This is a genomic window from Lysinibacillus sp. FW12 (genome assembly GCF_050817245.1).
GTDB classification, from domain to species: Bacteria; Bacillota; Bacilli; order Bacillales_A; family Planococcaceae; genus Lysinibacillus; species Lysinibacillus irui.
On sequence record NZ_CP139094.1, the window covers coordinates 2,139,891 to 2,158,714 of the forward strand.

An 18,824-nucleotide genomic window follows, 5' to 3' on the forward strand; every position below is an offset into this window, starting at 1 on the left:
GGGGTATCTTCCATGAATTTTTCTTATAGTGAAAAAGTGGTGGAGTTACAAGACAAGCTGACGAATTTTATGGAGCAATACATTTATCCAAATGAAGAAGTTTATACGGCACAGGTTGAAGCAATGGAGGATCGTTGGGGAGCGATTCCACCGATTATGGACGAGCTAAAGCAGAAGGCACAGCAGGCAGGATTATGGAATTTATTTTTACCAGATAGCGAATATGGGGCAGGTTTAACAAATTTAGAATACGCGCCTTTATGTGAAATTATGGGGCGTTCCCTTCTGGCACCAGAAGTTTTCAATTGTAATGCGCCTGACACAGGTAACATGGAGGTGCTTGTACGGTACGGATCTGCCCAACAAAAAAAGCAATGGCTTGAACCGTTACTAAAAGGAGAAATTCGCTCTTGCTTTGCGATGACCGAGCCTGCTGTTGCATCCAGTGATGCTACGAATATTGAGGCAAGCATTGAGCGAGATGGGGATGAATACATTTTAAATGGCCATAAATGGTGGACAACAGGTGCTGGTGACCCACGCTGTAAAGTGGCCATTTTTATGGGAAAGCATAAAGATACAACAGCACCAATCCATGAGCAGCAGTCTATGATTCTAGTACCAATGGACACACCAGGGGTAAAAGTAGAGCGGATGCTGACGGCTTTTGGTTACGATCATGCGCCAGAGGGTCATGGTGAGGTGACATTTACGAATGTGCGTGTACCAGTAGACAATATTTTGTGGGGAGAAGGCAAAGGCTTTGCTATTGCTCAAGGTCGTCTTGGTCCAGGAAGAATACATCATTGTATGCGTCTAATTGGCGCAGCTGAACGTGCATTGGAGGAAATGTGTAGAAGGGTACAACAGCGACATGCCTTTCATCGCCCATTAGCAGATCAAGGGGTAATGCGTGAGCGTATTGCTGAATCTCGCATCGATATTGAACAGGCAAGACTTTTAACCTTAAAGGCAGCTTATATGATGGATACGGTGGGGAATAAAGAGGCGAAAGCAGAAATTGCGATGATTAAGGTGGTTGCACCTAATATGGCACTGCGCGTCATTGATCGAGCTATCCAAGCATTTGGCGCGGCAGGGGTCGGACCCGATACAACGCTTGCGGCACAGTGGGCGAATTCTCGCACATTGCGTTTAGCAGACGGACCAGATGAAGTACATCGAAATACTATTGCTAAGCTGGAATTAAAAAAACATGCGACTAAACAAGAGGAGCTGGTGAAATGACAGTACTAGAGTTATTTAGCTTACAAGGTAAAACAGCTATTGTAACAGGTGGTGGCCGTGGTCTTGGTGCGCAAATTGCCCAAGGATTTGCAGAGGCAGGGGCCAATGTAGTTCTATGCTCACGAAAAGTAGAAGCCTGTGAGGAAGTTGCCGCAGCACTTGAAACATTAGGTGTCCAAACATTAGCGTTAGCTTGTGATGTCACAAAGCCTGAGGATATTGCTAATGTGGTGGCTAAAACGATCACAACATTCGGTAAGATTGATATTTTAGTCAATAACAGTGGGGCATCTTGGGGCACACCTGCTATTGATATGCCTTATGAAGCCTGGCAAAAAGTATTTGATGTCAATGTTAATGGGACCTTTTTGATGAGTCAAGCAGTTGGCAAAATTATGTTAGAGCAAAAAAGCGGCAAAATCATTAATATTGCTTCGATTGCAGGACTGGGTGGTACCTTACCAGCCTTTATGGATACCATTGCCTATAATGCAAGTAAAGGGGCTGTTATCACATTAACGAAGGATTTAGCGGTCAAATGGGGACCACACGGTGTTCATGTCAATGCCATTGCACCTGGGTTTTTCCCAACAAAAATGTCCAATGTTTTAATTGAACGTGGACAAGACTATTTGATGGGGGTTACACCTTTAAAACGTTTAGGCTCAGAAAATGATCTCAAGGGAGTAGCATTATTTTTAGCGGCCCCAGCTTCAGACTATGTAACAGGTGATGTCATTGTAGTAGATGGAGGCATGAGTTCCATTATATAAGGGGGAAAATAAAATGGATACAATGCAAGTAAGGGCAAGTGAGCGTCTAGATGCTGTTAAATTACAAGCCTTTTTAGCAAATCATTTTCCTGAACTTCCAAAGGGGAAACTGGAAATAACACAGTTTAGTGCTGGACATTCTAATTTAACGTATTGTTTAAAAATAGCTGATTTTGAAGTCGTTCTTCGTAGACCACCACTTGGACCAGTTGCCAAGAAGGCACATGATATGAAGCGAGAATTTACAATATTATCGGCATTGCATCCTTTCTTCAAAGCGGTTCCACAGCCGTATGTTTATGTGGAGGATTCCGATATTATTGGCAGTGATTTCTTTTTAATGGAGCGCAAAAGAGGTGTTGTCCTGGATACACATTTTCCAACAGGTACAGTACCTTCAGAGGAACTAGCTTGCCAGTTGTCTGAAATGATGGTCGACTCTTTAGTTGCACTTCATGCCATCCCTTATCAAGATACATCATTAAAGGATATGGTGAAGCCTGATGGATTTATGGAAAGACAAGTCCATGGCTGGATCGAGCGCTATGAAAGGGCGAAAACGGCAGAGATTGCCGAAGTAGCTACTTTGACAGAATGGTTAAAGAAACATGTTCCAAATAATAAAGAGGCAACAATTATTCATTATGATTATAAATTGAATAATGCCATGTTCTCTAATGATTATGCTGAAATGATTGGTCTATTCGATTGGGAAATGACGACGGTAGGGGATCCACTAGCAGATGTCGGCGTGGCGATGAGTTACTGGATGCAGGCGGATGACCCGAAAATGCTGTTACATGCACTTGGTGAACCACCTGTAACCATCATGCCAGGTTTTTATACACGACAGCAATTTATTGAACGCTACGCAGAGAAAAGCGGACGAGATGTTTCAAACATTCAATATTACTGTACATTTGCTTATTTCAAATTAGCCGTCATTTGTCAGCAAATTTATTACCGCTATGTGAAAGGGCAAACACAGGATGATCGCTTTGCCCAAATGGATAAAATGGTGGCTGCATTAATTCAACAAGCCTCAGAATCGATATAAAGAATAGAAAAACGGTTACTTTTCACCAAAAGTAGCTGTTTTTTATAGGCATTTATAGCAGATTATCCGACACTATATTTTTTATCTATGTATGACTTCTCGCACGAAGACCCATTTACATAACCTAACATCGCCCGTAAAAAAATAAGAGAGAGCGAATGTGCGTTCTTATTTTATCATACATTTTCTCACTTATAAAGGGCTATGAGAAAGGCGGTGGCAAAACAAAAACAGGTTCATTCGAGAACCCGTTTAATATTATGACCATATTTGATCAAGCTTATCGCTGTAGAAGTGAATAGCTTTTTTATAATCGATTATACCTTGATGACTGGTTGTCCGTACTAATGTATTTAGCAATGTTTCCATTGATTTACTATGCTCGCCAAGATTATAGAGTGTCATGGAGTAAAAGACTTTGACATGCTCAGCTTCCGGAAATTCGTGCATAGCTTGTTCAAGTGTCTGTTTTGCTTGTTCATATTGCCCTAGAGTACGATAGGTACTACCTAATCCGAGGTAGGCATCAACTAAAACATCAGGTTCAAGTCCTAATGCAATCGCCTTTTCATAGTGTGGAACTGCTTCCTTTTCTTTTCCTAAAGAATCGTATGTCCAGGCACATTGAAATTGATAGTAGCCATTTTCAGGGTTTCCCTTTAGTAGAGCTACCATTAATTGATTAGCTTCCTCAAGCTGGCCATTTTTTCTTAACGTAATAATAGGTTCTAATTGTTTATCCATTTTATTTAACTCCTTTGTTGTTTTCCCATTCATAAACATAGCTAGTAGCTAGAATATTTGGAGGTAGATAATCGAGGAATTGTTGACGAAAATCTAGCGCTAAATTAACAACGGTTTCATTTCCGATACTGGAACCATTAGAAAAAGCATGGACCGCTATTCCGGCATAGGCGCCCCCAAATGTTGTGATGAACTCTACATAATTAGTATGAGAAGGAATGCTTTCAGTCGCACCATTAGACTTTCCTTCATATACTTCCTCCTTTTGTTCATTATACATGATACTAATTGCTAGAAAGCGCTACAAATGGTATTGTTTGTGTAAAAGTACCATCTTTGAGGTGAATTGAATGCTAGATCGTTCAATGGAAAAGACATGGGAACACCAAGAGGAAAGGGAGTGATAGCACAAAAAAGAAAAGAGGATACCAATATGACATATAATAAAATGGTTTGTGATGGATTTGAATTGAACTATTGTATAAAGGGGCATGGTCAGCCCATTTTAATTGTGGGTAGTAGTATTTATTATCCACGTCTGTTTTCACAGGAATTATCCCAACATTTTCAACTTATTTTTTTAGATCATCGAGGATTTGGGAAATCAACAAAACGACCTATGAAACAAGAAGATTATACTTTAGATAAAATAGTTGAAGATATTGAACAAGCTAGGCAAATACTAAAGCTGGATAATGTGATTATTTTAGGACACTCAGGTCACGCATTTATGGCGATGGCGTATGCTATAGCCTATCCCCAGCATGTTGAAAAAGTCATCCTATTGAATACAGCCCCAACAAATAGCCAAGAGAGACAGCAGCAAAGCATTTCCTATTTTGAAACACATGCAAATGCAGCGCGTAAAAAACAATTTGAGCAAGATATTGCTTTGTTGGAGCAGGATATTGAACAGGACCCCAAACGACGCTTTGTTCATATGTGTATTCGTATGGGGGCACATAGCTTCTATGATTATACTTTTAATGCCGCATCCATGTGGGAAGACGTTGATACGAATATGGAAATCATTGATTATCTTTGGGGTGTGGCTTTTGCCCAGCAGAATCTAAGTCAACTTGTACACCAATTCCATAAGCCAATCTTTGTAGGTTTAGGCAAGTATGATTACTTAGTTGCACCTGTAGCCTTATGGGAAACAGTAGATCAAGTTCCCCACGTAACGAAAGTCATTTTTGAAAAAAGCGGTCATAATCCAATGTTTGAAGAACCTGCGTATTTCGATGAACAACTTATACAATGGATCAAAAAAGAATAATTATGAGGGCTGGTTACGCTATATGGCGTATAACCGGCCTTATTCCTTATTATGTTTTGCAAAAAAGGCTACTTCCAAAAAGGGAAGAGCCAAAGAGTTATTTTGCTGTACAGCTTTTACGAATCGCTTCAATTTTACGGCAATCAATGATGACAGGCAGTCTATTTCCTTCGATTTGAAGGAAATTCCCACAGCAGTTTTGGGAATCGAAGTAGAGGAAATAAATACGTAAAAATCTTGTGCCATCAGATAGGAAAACATCTACTAATGTCCCTGGTTCGAAACATTCTAAATGATGACAGATACAATTTTCACAATGCTTTTTGCTCTGACCTTTCTCCTGGACTGTTTTTTCAAATTGAGGGCTATTATAATATTTGATTTTATAGGAATCTTCTTCAGCCAAATGATCATTGCCATCATATTGGCCTAAGTAATAGTTCTTTGATTCACAATAGCATTTAGCAAATTTATGATAATTATTAAATTCCCAATTTATTCGTGTTAAATATCTATTGTCATCCATTTCATACAACGCTCCTTTATGTCATTTATCTATTTCTAATCTATGTCATAGAGCCTTCTGGAAGATGGTAAAACGTCCATTTATCTGAAGATTAAAAGAAAAGACCAGACTCACAAATAGAGTCTAGTCATTTTTACTATAATCATCTTTCAATAGTCCATATATTTCTAAATCAACAACCCCTTTACCGGACCACACTGTAGCTTGTCGTAATAGACCTTCTTTTATAAAGCCATTTTTTAGCAGCACCTTTTTCGAAGGCTCGTTTAAAGGCATAACCTCTGCCTGGATTCGATGAACATGAACTTCCTCCAATAAAAATTTTACAACGATTTGAAGTGCCTCTGTTGCAATACCTTTTCCCCAAGATGTTTCAGCTAAATAGTAACCGATTGTCACCATATTTACTTTTTGATTAAAATCCATTGCTTCGATAATGCCAACTAATTTTTCGCGTTGAGATTTTTCAAAAATTCCCCATTTTATTCTGCTTTTCTTCATATAATCTCGTTCAAAATGGCCTATCATTTTTTGAACAGTTTGCAGGTTGTGTTTGGGGATAATTCCACAGTACTCAAAAACCTTATCATTATCATAAATAGCGAATATCTCTTGTATATGAATGTCTTCTATTTTTTTGAGTTCTAGATTTGTTGAGTCTAAGATTGGGAACTCATTAAATACTTTTTCAATTATCATGATGGTTGCTCCTTTAAGGGAATATAAATTTTCATGTTTAAAGCATGTGGATAGGTAGAGTGCATGACGTCAGTTACTTCAAAGTCAGGACCAGTATCTCGCTCATAATGAGAATGGGGAAGCCATACTCCATAAATGTAACGTCTCGTATTTTGTATTCCCTCTGCAGTACTAGTCAATGAAAACTCAGCATATTTACCAGCTGGAATTTCAAGATGAATAAAACCTTCCTCTACATGATCTTTAAATGCTTGAACTTCCTCTCCAACAATAAAGGAAAATTGCCCATCCTCCTGAAAGTGTGAAGAAATTCCATATGCTATATTAGGAGCAACTTTATAGGAAATGCGCTCATAATATTTTTGTTGACCAAAATTCAAATAAAAGCCTGGAATATCTCCATAATAGTGATCGTCTTGTAATGTTGTTTTGTATTCATAGCCCACGATTAGTTTTTTAGATAATTGAAGTATTTCTGGTCGCTGCATAGGGAGTTCTCCTTCCAATTTATAGTCCAAAAAGTTCATTTTGGCTTGAAGTGGTATGGAATAGGCCCCTTTTCGATATTTAGCAGGTGTAATACCGAAATACTGTACAAATGCCCTTGTGAATGCCTCTTGAGAACCATATTGAAAGTTGATTGCAATTTCAAGTATAGTTTGTGAGGTTGTTTTTAAGAGGAAAGCCGCTTCTGAAAGCCTCCTATTCCGAATATACTGCTGCACCGAAAAACCTGTAATGGCCTGAAAAAGTCGTTGGAAATGAAATGGTGAAAAGTAAGATTGGGAAGAAATAGCTGTAATCATTAACTTTTCCTGAAGGTTTTCCTCAATAAACTCTATGGCGTTTTGAATTCTTTCAAAATAATCCATACCATCATCCTTTCTTGCCTCTATATTACCGTTTATGGTGGATGAGCTTTTGATAATTTGTGCTATTTCGTACATTAAATTGTCATCAACTAGAAATCAATAGTAACATTGAGAAAATTAATTAATAAATGTATAATTTAACTAAATTTACAAGAAAGTGAGTGATATATAATGAAAGTCAGCTCTGTATTTACACTAAATAACATGAAGGTGTGGGGGGATTAAAAATTTGATTCTTCCGCAACAATCGGAGGAGAAAAAATGTACAAAAATTACGGACCGTTAAGCACAGAGCTTTATGATTTTACAAAACCAGTAGGATACTCCCTTGGTGGGGATATTGAATATTATCTAGAACGATTGCAGGGTATTACAGGTAAGGTACTTGAAGCTGGAGTTGGCTCTGGTCGATTCTATATTCCTTTAAAGGAAAAAGGCATTGATATAGAGGGGATTGATTATTCTCCGGAAATGCTAGCTTCCTGTCGAAAACAATGTCTAGAAAGAGGGCTGACACCAGTGCTTTATGAGGGCAATGTCAGTAATTTTTCATTAAGTAGGCTATACGAGGCGATTGTTATGCCTACTGGCTCGTTCTGTTTAATCGAAAGTTATCAGGAGGCTGTTTCTGCGTTAACGTGTATGTATCAGCATCTAGTTCCTGGTGGACGGATTATCATTGATTTATTATTTCCGACAGACTGGAAAACGGGAGAAATGGCGACAACCTATTTTCAAATTTCGGAAGATGAAGGAATTGCGCTTGAAAGAAAATCGATAGCCATGAACTGGGTGGAGCAGAAAACATTAACAGTATTAAAATATGAAAAATGGCGACAAGGAAAATTAGTGGATACGGAACTACAAAAGTTCCCATTGCGTTGGTATGGTGTAGAGGAATTTAAATTTCTATTACAAAGTATTGGTTTCACTACTATCACTTGTTCAGCAAACTACATGTATACTAAACAGCCAAGTCAAGAAACGTCACTCATGACATTTGAAGCTGTTCGCTAAAAACAAAATGACCAGTCATCTTAGCGACTGGTCATTTTTTATTGAGTTTTAATTTTGTTGCGGTACCTACTCCTTTTGTCTGGACATCGACTACAAGATTAACCTCTAGCTCTGGATAAAGAGTCGACCAATCTTTTTTTATTCGATTCCAAGCTTTATAATCCTCACGATGTAGTACTTCGCCAAATTTTAAAATATCAGCCTGATAGGTTTGTTGAATCGTTTGGATTGTGCGCTCTATACTTTCCTTAATTTGCTTGCTCGTTGCTTTATTTAGAGCATCGATGGTTTTGGGCTTGGTTAAATCTAGAGGGCAGCTTATTTCAGCGACGTTCTGTTCAATATCCAGTTGAATCGTAATCGAGGGAATGTCATGCTGAATACGTCCTGTCACTTTTGTTGAAGATTGAATAATTTCTGTCGATATTTTCCCTTGCTCAGGGCAGGCAAGCGTTTCAAAGGTACTCTTAATATTATTGTGTAAAAAGTTATAATTTCTGCTTTCTTCTTCTGTCAAAAAGCCAATAAGCTTATAATTTTTAAAAACAGCCAGTCCACCATATTGTAATTGTGCGGGGCTCTTAATTTTTTCAACATTGCTGCTAGATTTTCCAGCATCCGCATCACCATGAATTTGAATGGTAGGTAATACGGCGCTATTATCTATATGACCCAAAGATTGAACTAAATCGTCGAGAATAACAGATTCAGTCGTTCCCCAGGTTGCTTCAGTATCCTTTAAGGATTTAAACAATTTACTAGCTGGAATATCCTCTAATGGTGTTAAAATACTCAAAATTTCTTGGGCAGTCGATTCATGGGCAATAATAATGTTAAATTCGCTTCTACCCTCTGGATCCCTTTGTAGTAAATCTAAAATGCTATTCATTCCTTCTTTAGCCAACTCTTCACCGATGATTATAATTTGCGCATGGGAATAATAGGGTTTCCTTGGCGTCAAAGTGGTTAATTTTCGCATGGCGTCAAATAAGGATTTTCCCTTAGCATGGTAGGTAAAAACAGGGACTTGGAAACTAGAGGCTTTGTTTGAGGCTACCTGACTAGGGTTAACAATTTGCACGGAAATTTCAACAAGCTCGTCCGATTTATCGACCCCAAAGGCCGTAACGATAGCCAATTCGTTTAACTCTCGTTTACTCCAACATCCACCTAACAAAAGAATAATGAAAAGCAATAGTATGAATGACAGTGTGTGCTTGATGATCGGCACCTCCTCAAGGAAAAGGGCAAAGATAGTCCAACATTATTAAGGATAAGCAAATAACAGCCAAAATAATCAAAAAGTGATATTGAGGTAACTCTTTTTGTAAACTGTTATTAGGATAAGCAGAGCATGTCCGCTTGTCTGGCTAGTAAACGTGCATAACTTGGGATGAGGCTTATTTTTTAGTAAAAAACTTTAAGTGGGCCCTTTTAAGGGTTGTTGTTAATAATAGATGGGCCACTGCATTCACAGTGACCCTAGTAACGAATCTAGGAGGTGTAAGGCTAATTAGCTTTACACTACTATAGTATACTAAATTTATATATTGAAATAGTTAATTGCCTGGGAAATAGAAAGAAAATTAAGAATAATATAAAAAATAAATTAACTATACTTATTTTTTAACAATATGCATGTAATGGATGGTTTCAAAAGCTGATAAGTAATCCGTCCGATTCTGGAAATAAAGCTGTTGAATAGCAGGAGGGGTAAGATGTTCGTATATGAGTAAACCCAATGGATCTAACATCTTCTCCATGTCCTCATAAGCAAAACACGATTTCATCGGCTCGCCACCTGCAGCAGCCATCTTCACCACGTTGTCCACTCTATTAAAAAGGCCATTTTCCTGATAGAGAGTTTCATCGGCATAATCCAACACAATGGAACTGCCTGATGGAACAAGAGCAAATAAATGAGTGAGTAAACTTGCTAATTCTTCTTTCGTTAAATAATAGGAGACACCTAACAGACTAAAAAACGTCTTTTTATACTGAAACCCTTGCTCAAAGAGGGGTTGAGATTGAAATTGTTTAGTAAAATCCATTGAAACAAAATGAAGATGCTTCATTGGTGGAAGTGATGCTTCTTGTAATCGTTTCTTCTTAAAAGCCTGGGTTGTAGGATGATCAACCTCAAAAATTTCTACAACTGTTTCTAACTGAGGATGACGATAAGGAAAAGTATCCAAGCCAGCGCCTAAAATTACATATTGCTCGATACCAAGCCGGATTTCATGATGCAAGACATTTTCGTTGTATGCTGCACGTGCCAAGGGAGTAGGAGCGAGTTGAATTTGCGTTATCCATTTTACTAAATTTTTTACATTGTCTTTAGTTGGTATAGCCATGTCCTTGTTAAAGAAGTCGATGCCTTGTATCAGGTGATCTTGAATACTTTGAAACTCTTCAGGTGAGATTAACTCTTTTGCTACATAATCATCAAAAATTTTCGGTGTATCCATTTGACTATGATAAGCTCTACTAAAGGCAGCTATTAATGAAGTGATACTAGATTGCTGTTTATTCATATTAACACTCCTCAAAAAAATAGGATTCCCCTGGCCAGGAGAATCCTATTATACAAAACAATATTTTAAATGTAAATTTTAGCATAAAATAATTTTTTTGTCAAGTTTTCAGTACTTTGATTATACGAGAGGGGAAGATAGATCATACTATAAAATTAAATAAAAAATTTTAAAAATAAATGTAACTTTTTTAACTAACAGCCGTCTAACTTATTAGTAGAATACAAAAAAACTAAAGTAAACGAGTAATATTCACTTTTCACAAAAGGGCCAGGATCACATTTTCGTGATTTCCTGGTCTTTTTGTGTAGGGAGACCCATTTTATTAAAAAAATATGAAACCTTTAGGCTGTTCATTCGTATTATAATGTGAATCAAAAGCTAAGCAAAAATTTAGTTAGATTCACTTTCACTTAAAAGGCTAGGACTTACAGCATGTTGTAGGGTCTAGTCTTTTTTGTATCATTGTTCAGATTTTGTTCAGAACAATATGTTAGTCTATTCAAGAAGATTTTCATAGTCTTTACCTAAACGCAAAATGACCAGCACTCTGTGAAGAGTGACTGGTCATTTTGTTTAATGATGATTAACTAGTTCAGCAAAGAATGGCATGTTTGTTTCAAAATTAGTAACGGTCTGTAAATCTTCTGCCTGTTTTACTAATTGAACGACAAGGTTATTAAAAGGTGTGGCAACACCCAGCTTTTCGCCAAGCTCCGATACTACTCCATTAATATAATTTATTTCCGTTTTACGTTTTTTCTCTAAATCCTGTAGCATACTTGCTTTAAGTAGTTTAGAGGATGCCATCAATTGTTGGAAGGCTTTGACACGTTCAGGGATATCATGAGCCTTTTTCACTTCTAATGAAGCTATATCGAAGCCATTCATTTTGGCAAATTGTACTCCAGCAGCATGCCCCACTTTTATCGTTTCATCCGCAATATGCACGGCGCTAATACTACTCGTCTCATGATCAAGAACGCCACCAAAATTCGTATTGAGCGCGGCAGAAAGACCACTAAAAGCATTGTTAATTAATAGTTTAGACCACTTTGTGCCAACTAAATTGTCTGAGATGTGTGTGCCACCTACAAGATTTAAAATTGTTTGTATTTGTCTAATTCTTTCTGTTGTTTCTCCATTTAATTCACCAATTTGAAATGCATATTGTTTGAAGTGGTTATATTCTGTTGTCAAACTAGATATGCCCGGTTGAATGAATGTAGCACCAAACTCAACTGATCCAGCAATCACACGATTTCGCCCTACAATTGCAGCGACTTTTTCTTCTGGAATCCCATTTTGTAAAGAAAGAACGACACTTGTTTCATTTAAAAATGGTAGTAAGCCTTGTAAAACCGAGTCATTATACAATTGTTTTGTTAACAGTAAAACTAAATCATAAGTTCCTGACATATTTTTAGGCGTAATGGCTTTTACTTTCACTTGAAAGTCAGTAGTTCCTGTTATTTTTGCCCCTGATTGATTCAATTCGTCTACATGTTCTTCATAAACATCAATTAATTCGACATCTTGTCCACCGGCAGCAATATATGCACCAGCGATTGTTCCTAAAGATCCTGCTCCTAAAACGGCGATTCTCATCTAAATGCCTCCTTGGTTTATTTAATTATTCAATAAGCTTAGCTATTTGTATTTTGTCACGTTGTTTCTCCAATAGCTTCATCTGCATAGTTCCATACGGCTTCATTGCTTGATTAGATAATGTATGGATTAGTGTTCTTTCTATTTTTCAGTTAAATAATCGTAGACAACAGTAGGTGATGCCAACGATAGTTCTGTGACAATATGGGAAGCTGATACAACTTCTAACACTGGTAAATCAGCCATTGGGGCAAGTGCATGGGCAAAAAGTTCAAGTCTCGCTGGACCTGACCATGCTCCCAGTATTTTAATATCCGTAATTTCACTTCTCACTAGCTCACAAATTCTTGGTCGTCCATCATAACCAGGCATCTTTTTCAACATATAATTGGGTTTGATAATTTCTTTCAGTGCCTCTTGATGATCCAGTGGGAAATGTTTATATCCCATTGTTGCATTAGCCACTCTTAATGAACCATAATCTAAGAGACCAACTAATGTATCAGAATCTACAAATAAACTAGGCTTACCTAATTTTTTAGGATACGCAGCAATTTCTCTACCAGAGGCAATGGCGGGGAAACTATCAACATACATTGCATGTAAATAATCACCTTCTTCACCATCCATGCTAACAGGAATGACCTGACCACACTCTGTATAAGAACCTAGCCCTGTTACATCTGGCATTTTCATGATTTCAAATTTGACAAAGGGCTCCTTCACTTCCAATGGTTCTGGAACAATTTTCTTAAGTTTTTCCATATCCGTTTTATAGACGATATTTAAATATTCACGGTTATAAAAGCGATAAGGTCCAATGGGATAAGCACCTGCATCCAACGGTGTTGTGAATTGTCTCATTACTTCATCTTTTCTCATGAAAAACCACCATTCTTTCAACTTTGTCTTCTTACAATAACTACTTTAATGCGGATTTTACATTGCGTCTAATACATAATAAGATATAAATATATTTATTTAGATAAATGAATTAGGGGGCTTAAGCGAAATGGAACTTTTACAATTGAAGTATTTTCAAACAGTAGCAAATACAGAGCATATTTCGAAGGCGGCTCAACAGTTAAATATTGCACAGCCATCCTTAAGTTTGACTATAAAACGTCTGGAGGATGAACTAGGCACAAAATTATTTCATAGAAAAGGAAGAAATATTGAATTAAGTGCTGCAGGACAGATTATGCTCAAGCATGTTAATAAGGTATTTATCGAACTAGAAAATGCAAAAATGGATATTCAATCACTTGATGAAATCAATGCTCGTACAGTTAAAATAGCCATATCAAATACCCGATTTCTCGTTGGACTAATTAGTCAATATATTAATGATTTTCCTCATGCCAAAATTCAACAGGGAATTGAGACAAGGGATGATATACGTATAAATTTAAAGAGAGGGGATATTGATCTGGGCATAGCAGGCCCTCCAATCATTGATGAAGAAATTGAAACCTGTGTGCTTGTGGCAGAGGATGTAGTACTTGTGTTGCCTTCTAATCACCCATTGGCTGGTCAGTCAGAGGTTGCTCTAGCTAAGTTTGCAAATGAATCCTTTATTTCCTTAGCCAACAATGCAGAATATAGTCGTTTTACAACGTCACTTTGTGAAAGAGCGGGATTTATGCCTATCAAAAACTATGAAGTAGATTCAACCCTTCTGGCAGAAATTATCCAGCTGGAACAGGGTGTAGCCTTGTTGCCCATATCGGTTTGTAGAAAGTTTAATTTACATTTTGTAAAAATAGCTAATATGAATCCAACGTATACAGTAGGTCTGTCCTGGGTAAAAAATTCCATTTCGTCAGCTGCCGTTCAACAGTTACGGGACTTTATTATTACTTACTTTAACGAAAATAATGAGCACTACAAAATTTAATACCTTTGAAACGGGTTCCTGAAATGCTCGAAAAAACATAAAAATTCCCTAAAATTTTGTTGGAAAATATTTTAACTTGTTCATTGCCTCAACTTAGCGTAGTATTATAACGAATCAAAACTAAGTAAGTTAGTAAGATTCACTTTCACAATAAAACCAGGCGTTCTTCTTAGAAGAGCACCTGGTTTTTTGTTAGTTGCACAATAAGCGACTTGGGATTATATTCTATTATTTAGCAGGCAAATACCCGCGGAGTAAGGTGAAATACCCGCGGAGCAAGGTGAAATACTCGCGAAGCAAGGGTAAATACCCGCGGAGCAAGGCTGAATACCCGCGGAGTAAGGTGAAATACTCGCGAAGCAAGGCGAAATACCCGCGGAGTAAGGTGAAATACCCGCGAAGCAAGGCGAAATACCCGCGGAGCAAGGCTGAATACCCGAGGAGTAAGGTGAAATAACCGCGAAGCAGGATGAATACCCGAGGAGCAAGATGGAATATCCGCTATCGGCGTTATTCAGTAATACACAAAATCAGCTACAATAAGCAGATTTCTTCTAAGATTAATCGGAAAATCTATGTACGTATAGAAGTTAAAGAAAAAACTTGTTGCAAATATTAATTTTTTATTTTAATCTTTTAATATTGTGTCAAAAAAATAATATTTTTTCTTCTTATCAAGAGAGATGGAGGGACTGGCCCGATGAAATCTCGGCAGCGGAACTTAGTCATTAAGTTACTGTGCCAAATCCAGCAAGAAATGACTTGATAGATAAGAGGTGTATTTTCAATATAAGGCCTCTTCTTGTTCATTCAAGATGAGGCCTTTTTTTATGGAAAAAGGCTGATTTTAATTTTTTTGGAGGTAAAACAGTGAAGAAAGAGAATCCATGGGCGCTGATCCCATTTGTTGTTTTTATGATATTATTTATTGGTTCTGGGGTTATTACAGGTGATTTTTATGCCTTTCCTGTCATTGTTGCTATCACCATTGCAGGTGCTGTGGCTCTAGCCATGAATCGAAAAGAATCGTTTACGAAAAAAGTTGATATTTTTTGTCAAGGTGCAGGGAATTTAAATGTCATGATGATGGTTATTATTTTTCTCTTGGCTGGGGCCTTTTCAGAGGTTGCAAAAGGTATGGGGGCAGTAGATTCCACTGTTAACTTTGCTTTATCGGTCGTTCCGCAAAACTTACTGGTTGTGGGCTTGTTCATCATTGCCTGTTTTATTTCCCTCTCAATGGGTACATCCGTGGGAACGATTGTTGCATTAGCTCCAATAGGCGTTGGAATAAGTGATCTTACAGACCTTTCTATTGCTTTAGTGATGGCGGCTGTTGTTGGTGGCTCAATGTTTGGTGATAATTTATCCTTTATTTCAGATACAACCATTACTGCCGTACGTTCACAAGGCGCACAAATGAAGGATAAGTTTAAGGTTAATTTTTGGATTGTATTGCCAGCAGCGATTGTAACGAGCATTATTTTAGCAATCATTTCAATGGGTGAAACAGCACAAGTGGCGCATGTAAGCTATAGTTGGGTTAAAATTGTACCATATGTTTTAGTGATCATTTTAGCGTTATCTGGGATGAATGTTTTCCTTGTGCTGGCACTAGGGATTGTCCTTGCTGGTGCTGTTGGCTTAGTAGATGGTAGCTATCACTTGATGAGCCTTCTGCAAACGATTGGAGAAGGCATGTCCGGTATGTATGAAATCGCCTTTCTTGCCATATTAATAGCTGGAATGGTAGAGGTTATTAAGTTTAACGGAGGCATTGACTTTTTGCTGCACCTTGCGACAAGTAGAATTAAATCGAAAAAGGGTGCTGAATTCGGCATTGCTAGCCTTGTGGGTTTAACGAATTTATCTACTGCTAATAATACAATTGCGATATTAATTGCTGGGCCACTTGCCAAAAATATTGCTGAACAATATGACATTGAGCCAAGAAAATCCGCAAGTATTTTAGATATTTTCTCCTGTACAGTCCAAGGGCTTCTGCCGTATGGGGCTCAATTCCTTGCTGCCGCAAGCGTGGCCAAAATATCACCAGTAAGTATGCTGCAATACTCGATCTATCCCATTCTTATTGGTATTTGCGGAATGATAGCTATTTCTATCGGATACCCTTCAAAAAAGAAAGCCTAAAGCTCAAATAAGACCAGCAAAGCAAAATTTTAGCTTAGCTGGTCTTTTTCATCTCTTAAAGTAATGGTTTAGATTTAGAAGGATTACTTTCTTGCCTGTATTAGTGTAAACCAGTTGTTTCCGTTTAATGTTCCAGAAACGTTGTATACTGGCTGATAGAAACCTTTTGTGTCATACATATACGTTAGCTCGATTAATTCAATTTCAAGCTGATCGTCTTTTTTTAGAACCAGCTCTTCTTCTGTAACGAGTGCATTATACTTTATTTGAGGAAATTCTCCATTCTTTATTTGCTCATATACTTCAGCAGGGGACAAGATATCTACTTCCCGTGTAAATTGATTTCTTTGAACATTATAGGCTAATGAATATGCACGTCCATCTTGTGTAAGATCAAGAACTACATCCCCATACCAATAGTCGACATTTAAATCGGGACGATCTGGAAGATTCCATTCAAATTCCCCGTTTTCCAGTACAGAAAACTCTGCTTCTTGAGGGAGGATAGAAAGTTCGTCCATCAATGCCTTCGCCTTATCAATCAAGTTTTCCTGACCAGTCGATGTCGCTTGCTGCGAATAATTATTCGCTGTTAACGACCAATTCCCCATTGAACTTATAAATAATGTATATTGCATACCTGCTTTGTCTTGCAATAAAATTTCTCGGTCGTCTTTATAATTCTTTGCACTCAACTCCGATAACCCTAATTTATCTTGCAACAATGTTTCAACTTCTTCATTATGAATAATTTTTTTATAAACGGGCGCAACAGTAGGGTTTGAGTCTAATTGCAATGAAGTAGATACATGAACACCTGACATATTGGATTTTGTATAAGCGTTTATTGGCAGATGTCCAAATTCTTGTTGAGCATATACCAATGACATCCCAATAAAAATCAATCCCATGATAAGAGGGATAGCCAAAGTTCCAACAAGACTTTTTATTTTTACTTTTTTGTGATGAACAATAGAAGCCCCTAGTCTGTATAATTGGTATCCGATAACCCCACCAAGTGAGTTGTTGAATAAGTCATCAAGCTCGAAAATCCCTGCTCCTGTAAGTGTTTGGTATGTTTCAATTGAAAGTGTAGCACATACGACTACAAGGAAAAGCATCTTAAAAGCTTTAAATTTAGAGAAAAGTAAGGGTAAGAAAATCCCAAGCGGCACAAACATTAATATATTAAAAATACAATTTTGAAGATCACGTAACGAGTATTTTTTCCAGGCATCGATATAACCACTGAATGGTTGAAGATTCATCTCTAGGAAATGAGAAGAACCACGTCCAATAATCGTTAGCTCACATACAAATACGATATACCCAATGAAGAGTGCGCCAAGCATCATTTTAGTAATACTTAGTTTTTTTCGTTCGGATGGTTGTTTTTTATAATAAACGAAATAATAGAGGGCAATAAGCAAAAACTCAATGCCAATAATAATGATGACGGGCAACATTAAAATTCGAATATTAATAATAATTTCTGTTACTCCCAAGATAAAACGCTCCCAACTAATTGATTCTGTTCATGGTCCACACACATAAAACATGTGTTGACTGTCGACCTTCATTATTGTAAATGGCAATTATTAATAATTATTGAGAATATTTATGAAGATTTCTTAAGATTTTTTCATCATATATGGGGAGAGGGGAGAGGGGAGAGGGGAGAGGGGTAATCGAACACCTATTTTATAGAAACGTCAAATGAGTGTTTTTATTTTAATAGTGACATTTATATTAATAAAGGTTTAATGAAATCATAGTATTCAAATAATATTTTCCTAGGCCATTATGTATATTTATCAATGATTTATAAGGCTTCAGTTGTAGTGTCTTGTCAGTCCATATAATCAAAAAGAGTATAAACAATTGTCAGAAAATATCAATATACCCTATAATAAAATAAAAACTGAGATAAGAGGTGAACTTATGGGGAAACCAGTAGATTACAATCTATTTCCGGGTTATCAAAAAACACATAATTCCAGACTTGATGAACTAAAAGAAGAATTTATCGAGGAACAAGAAAAAGCAAAAATAGATGGACATATATTAGAGTTTGAAAAAACTTCATCTGAAGAATTGTCTCAATAAGCATCTTTAAAAGAGATGCTTTTTTCTTTGCTTCAACAGGTGAAGAAATAATTTAGGGTCACCGGGCTTTAAAGTGACCCTAAGTAACAAATGGGGAGGCTGTGACGGTCAACTAGCGTCACAACCAAATAAGTGCGTGCGATACACTCCCTATTAATTTGTGTAAAAAAAGGCTACTTATACAAAAAAATGTCCCTTTTATGTTGTGAATTTTTAGTCAATCACTTTAATTAGACAAGATCAAAGGTTTTAACCAAATTGGTTTCCAAGACCAAATTTAAAAAAATTTACGTTTGGACTAGACAAATATAAT

At 37.2% G+C, this 18,824-nt stretch carries 18 protein-coding genes and 1 riboswitch; of the genes, 8 read left to right on the forward strand and 10 right to left on the reverse strand.

Features of this window, described 5'->3' with window-relative positions:
• The first annotated feature begins 12 nt into the window (after window positions 1-12).
• The 3 genes from SJW71_RS10875 to SJW71_RS10885 are packed head-to-tail and all read left to right on the forward strand — an operon-like array spanning window position 13 to window position 3,078.
• Complete coding sequence (locus SJW71_RS10875; protein ID WP_274793356.1) at window positions 13-1,248, forward strand: acyl-CoA dehydrogenase family protein; 1,236 nt, start codon at window positions 13-15, stop codon at window positions 1,246-1,248.
• The gene (locus SJW71_RS10880; RefSeq protein ID WP_312506449.1) at window positions 1,245-2,021 is read left to right on the forward strand and encodes an SDR family oxidoreductase; all 777 of its coding nucleotides are present in this window, start codon (window positions 1,245-1,247) and stop codon (window positions 2,019-2,021) included. The genes SJW71_RS10875 and SJW71_RS10880 overlap by 4 nt, the downstream gene beginning before the upstream one ends.
• Window positions 2,022-2,034: 13 nt before the next feature.
• A complete protein-coding gene (locus tag SJW71_RS10885; protein WP_274793354.1) occupies window positions 2,035-3,078 on the forward strand; it encodes a phosphotransferase family protein in 1,044 nt (347 codons plus the stop codon).
• 258 nt (window positions 3,079-3,336) lie between these two features.
• Here the strand turns inward: SJW71_RS10885 and SJW71_RS10890 are convergent, their stop codons facing one another.
• Window positions 3,337-3,822: a tetratricopeptide repeat protein gene (locus tag SJW71_RS10890; protein ID WP_431812135.1), complete on the reverse strand. Its 486-nt coding sequence runs from the start codon at window positions 3,820-3,822 to the stop codon at window positions 3,337-3,339.
• 1 nt (window position 3,823) lies between these two features.
• Window positions 3,824-4,102 carry a hypothetical protein gene (locus SJW71_RS10895; RefSeq protein ID WP_431812136.1) on the reverse strand — a complete coding sequence of 93 codons (279 nt, stop codon included), beginning with the start codon at window positions 4,100-4,102 and terminating at the stop codon, window positions 3,824-3,826.
• A 153-nt stretch (window positions 4,103-4,255) separates the two neighbouring features.
• On the opposite strand from SJW71_RS10895, the gene SJW71_RS10900 reads away from it, so the two are divergent.
• Window positions 4,256-5,101 (forward strand): alpha/beta fold hydrolase, encoded by an 846-nt coding sequence (locus SJW71_RS10900; RefSeq protein WP_431812202.1) that lies wholly within the window; start codon window positions 4,256-4,258, stop codon window positions 5,099-5,101.
• Between the two features lie 97 nt (window positions 5,102-5,198).
• Here SJW71_RS10900 and SJW71_RS10905 read toward each other — a convergent pair whose 3' ends face one another.
• From SJW71_RS10905 to SJW71_RS10915, 3 genes are all read right to left on the reverse strand, one after another.
• Window positions 5,199-5,627, reverse strand: a complete 429-nt coding sequence (locus SJW71_RS10905; protein ID WP_274793350.1) for a hypothetical protein — start codon at window positions 5,625-5,627, stop codon at window positions 5,199-5,201.
• A 123-nt stretch (window positions 5,628-5,750) separates the two neighbouring features.
• A complete protein-coding gene (locus tag SJW71_RS10910; protein WP_274793349.1) occupies window positions 5,751-6,326 on the reverse strand; it encodes a GNAT family N-acetyltransferase in 576 nt (191 codons plus the stop codon).
• Window positions 6,323-7,198, reverse strand: coding sequence for an AraC family transcriptional regulator (locus tag SJW71_RS10915; RefSeq protein ID WP_431812137.1), 876 nt, complete (start codon window positions 7,196-7,198; stop codon window positions 6,323-6,325). Before SJW71_RS10915 ends, SJW71_RS10910 begins: the two co-directional genes overlap by 4 nt.
• A 261-nt stretch (window positions 7,199-7,459) precedes the next feature.
• Between SJW71_RS10915 and SJW71_RS10920 the strand changes: the two genes are divergently transcribed.
• Window positions 7,460-8,215, forward strand: coding sequence for a class I SAM-dependent methyltransferase (locus SJW71_RS10920; protein ID WP_322610662.1), 756 nt, complete (start codon window positions 7,460-7,462; stop codon window positions 8,213-8,215).
• Between the two features lie 31 nt (window positions 8,216-8,246).
• Here the strand turns inward: SJW71_RS10920 and SJW71_RS10925 are convergent, their stop codons facing one another.
• The 4 genes from SJW71_RS10925 to SJW71_RS10940 form a co-directional block, all read right to left on the reverse strand.
• Window positions 8,247-9,446 carry a Ger(x)C family spore germination protein gene (locus SJW71_RS10925; protein WP_431812138.1) on the reverse strand — a complete coding sequence of 400 codons (1,200 nt, stop codon included), beginning with the start codon at window positions 9,444-9,446 and terminating at the stop codon, window positions 8,247-8,249.
• 388 nt (window positions 9,447-9,834) lie between these two features.
• Entirely contained in the window at window positions 9,835-10,749 is a 915-nt protein-coding gene (locus SJW71_RS10930; RefSeq protein WP_431812139.1) for a class I SAM-dependent methyltransferase, read from the reverse strand.
• A gap of 576 nt (window positions 10,750-11,325) precedes the next feature.
• Window positions 11,326-12,357: a ketopantoate reductase family protein gene (locus SJW71_RS10935; RefSeq protein ID WP_431812140.1), complete on the reverse strand. Its 1,032-nt coding sequence runs from the start codon at window positions 12,355-12,357 to the stop codon at window positions 11,326-11,328.
• Between the two features lie 141 nt (window positions 12,358-12,498).
• Window positions 12,499-13,239, reverse strand: coding sequence for an acetoacetate decarboxylase (locus tag SJW71_RS10940; protein ID WP_322610665.1), 741 nt, complete (start codon window positions 13,237-13,239; stop codon window positions 12,499-12,501).
• A gap of 130 nt (window positions 13,240-13,369) precedes the next feature.
• Between SJW71_RS10940 and SJW71_RS10945 the strand changes: the two genes are divergently transcribed.
• A complete protein-coding gene (locus SJW71_RS10945) occupies window positions 13,370-14,254 on the forward strand; it encodes a LysR family transcriptional regulator (protein WP_322610666.1) in 885 nt (294 codons plus the stop codon).
• Between the two features lie 668 nt (window positions 14,255-14,922).
• A riboswitch (SAM riboswitch) is annotated at window positions 14,923-15,030 on the forward strand.
• A gap of 139 nt (window positions 15,031-15,169) precedes the next feature.
• Entirely contained in the window at window positions 15,170-16,405 is a 1,236-nt protein-coding gene (locus SJW71_RS10950) for a Na+/H+ antiporter NhaC family protein (protein ID WP_312506533.1), read from the forward strand.
• Window positions 16,406-16,488: 83 nt separating this feature from the next.
• Here SJW71_RS10950 and SJW71_RS10955 read toward each other — a convergent pair whose 3' ends face one another.
• The gene (locus tag SJW71_RS10955; protein WP_431812141.1) at window positions 16,489-17,910 is read right to left on the reverse strand and encodes a VanZ family protein; all 1,422 of its coding nucleotides are present in this window, start codon (window positions 17,908-17,910) and stop codon (window positions 16,489-16,491) included.
• A gap of 436 nt (window positions 17,911-18,346) precedes the next feature.
• On the opposite strand from SJW71_RS10955, the gene SJW71_RS10960 reads away from it, so the two are divergent.
• Window positions 18,347-18,511 (forward strand): hypothetical protein, encoded by a 165-nt coding sequence (locus tag SJW71_RS10960; protein ID WP_274793341.1) that lies wholly within the window; start codon window positions 18,347-18,349, stop codon window positions 18,509-18,511.
• Window positions 18,512-18,824: the final 313 nt, after the last annotated feature.

What these genes read in the sequence shown, in the direction of transcription:
- SJW71_RS10875 (WP_274793356.1), top strand. Translation starts at nt 13, where the DNA reads ATGAATTTTTCTTATAGTGAAAAAGTGGTGGAGTTACAAGACAAGCTG.
- SJW71_RS10880 (WP_312506449.1), top strand. Translation starts at nt 1,245, where the DNA reads ATGACAGTACTAGAGTTATTTAGCTTACAAGGTAAAACAGCTATTGTA.
- SJW71_RS10885 (WP_274793354.1), top strand. Translation starts at nt 2,035, where the DNA reads ATGGATACAATGCAAGTAAGGGCAAGTGAGCGTCTAGATGCTGTTAAA.
- SJW71_RS10890 (WP_431812135.1), bottom strand. Translation starts at nt 3,822, where the DNA reads ATGGATAAACAATTAGAACCTATTATTACGTTAAGAAAAAATGGCCAG.
- SJW71_RS10895 (WP_431812136.1), bottom strand. Translation starts at nt 4,102, where the DNA reads ATGTATAATGAACAAAAGGAGGAAGTATATGAAGGAAAGTCTAATGGT.
- SJW71_RS10900 (WP_431812202.1), top strand. Translation starts at nt 4,256, where the DNA reads ATGACATATAATAAAATGGTTTGTGATGGATTTGAATTGAACTATTGT.
- SJW71_RS10905 (WP_274793350.1), bottom strand. Translation starts at nt 5,627, where the DNA reads ATGGATGACAATAGATATTTAACACGAATAAATTGGGAATTTAATAAT.
- SJW71_RS10910 (WP_274793349.1), bottom strand. Translation starts at nt 6,326, where the DNA reads ATGATAATTGAAAAAGTATTTAATGAGTTCCCAATCTTAGACTCAACA.
- SJW71_RS10915 (WP_431812137.1), bottom strand. Translation starts at nt 7,198, where the DNA reads ATGGATTATTTTGAAAGAATTCAAAACGCCATAGAGTTTATTGAGGAA.
- SJW71_RS10920 (WP_322610662.1), top strand. Translation starts at nt 7,460, where the DNA reads ATGTACAAAAATTACGGACCGTTAAGCACAGAGCTTTATGATTTTACA.
- SJW71_RS10930 (WP_431812139.1), bottom strand. Translation starts at nt 10,749, where the DNA reads ATGAATAAACAGCAATCTAGTATCACTTCATTAATAGCTGCCTTTAGT.
- SJW71_RS10935 (WP_431812140.1), bottom strand. Translation starts at nt 12,357, where the DNA reads ATGAGAATCGCCGTTTTAGGAGCAGGATCTTTAGGAACAATCGCTGGT.
- SJW71_RS10940 (WP_322610665.1), bottom strand. Translation starts at nt 13,239, where the DNA reads ATGAGAAAAGATGAAGTAATGAGACAATTCACAACACCGTTGGATGCA.
- SJW71_RS10945 (WP_322610666.1), top strand. Translation starts at nt 13,370, where the DNA reads ATGGAACTTTTACAATTGAAGTATTTTCAAACAGTAGCAAATACAGAG.
- SJW71_RS10950 (WP_312506533.1), top strand. Translation starts at nt 15,170, where the DNA reads ATGATATTATTTATTGGTTCTGGGGTTATTACAGGTGATTTTTATGCC.
- SJW71_RS10960 (WP_274793341.1), top strand. Translation starts at nt 18,347, where the DNA reads ATGGGGAAACCAGTAGATTACAATCTATTTCCGGGTTATCAAAAAACA.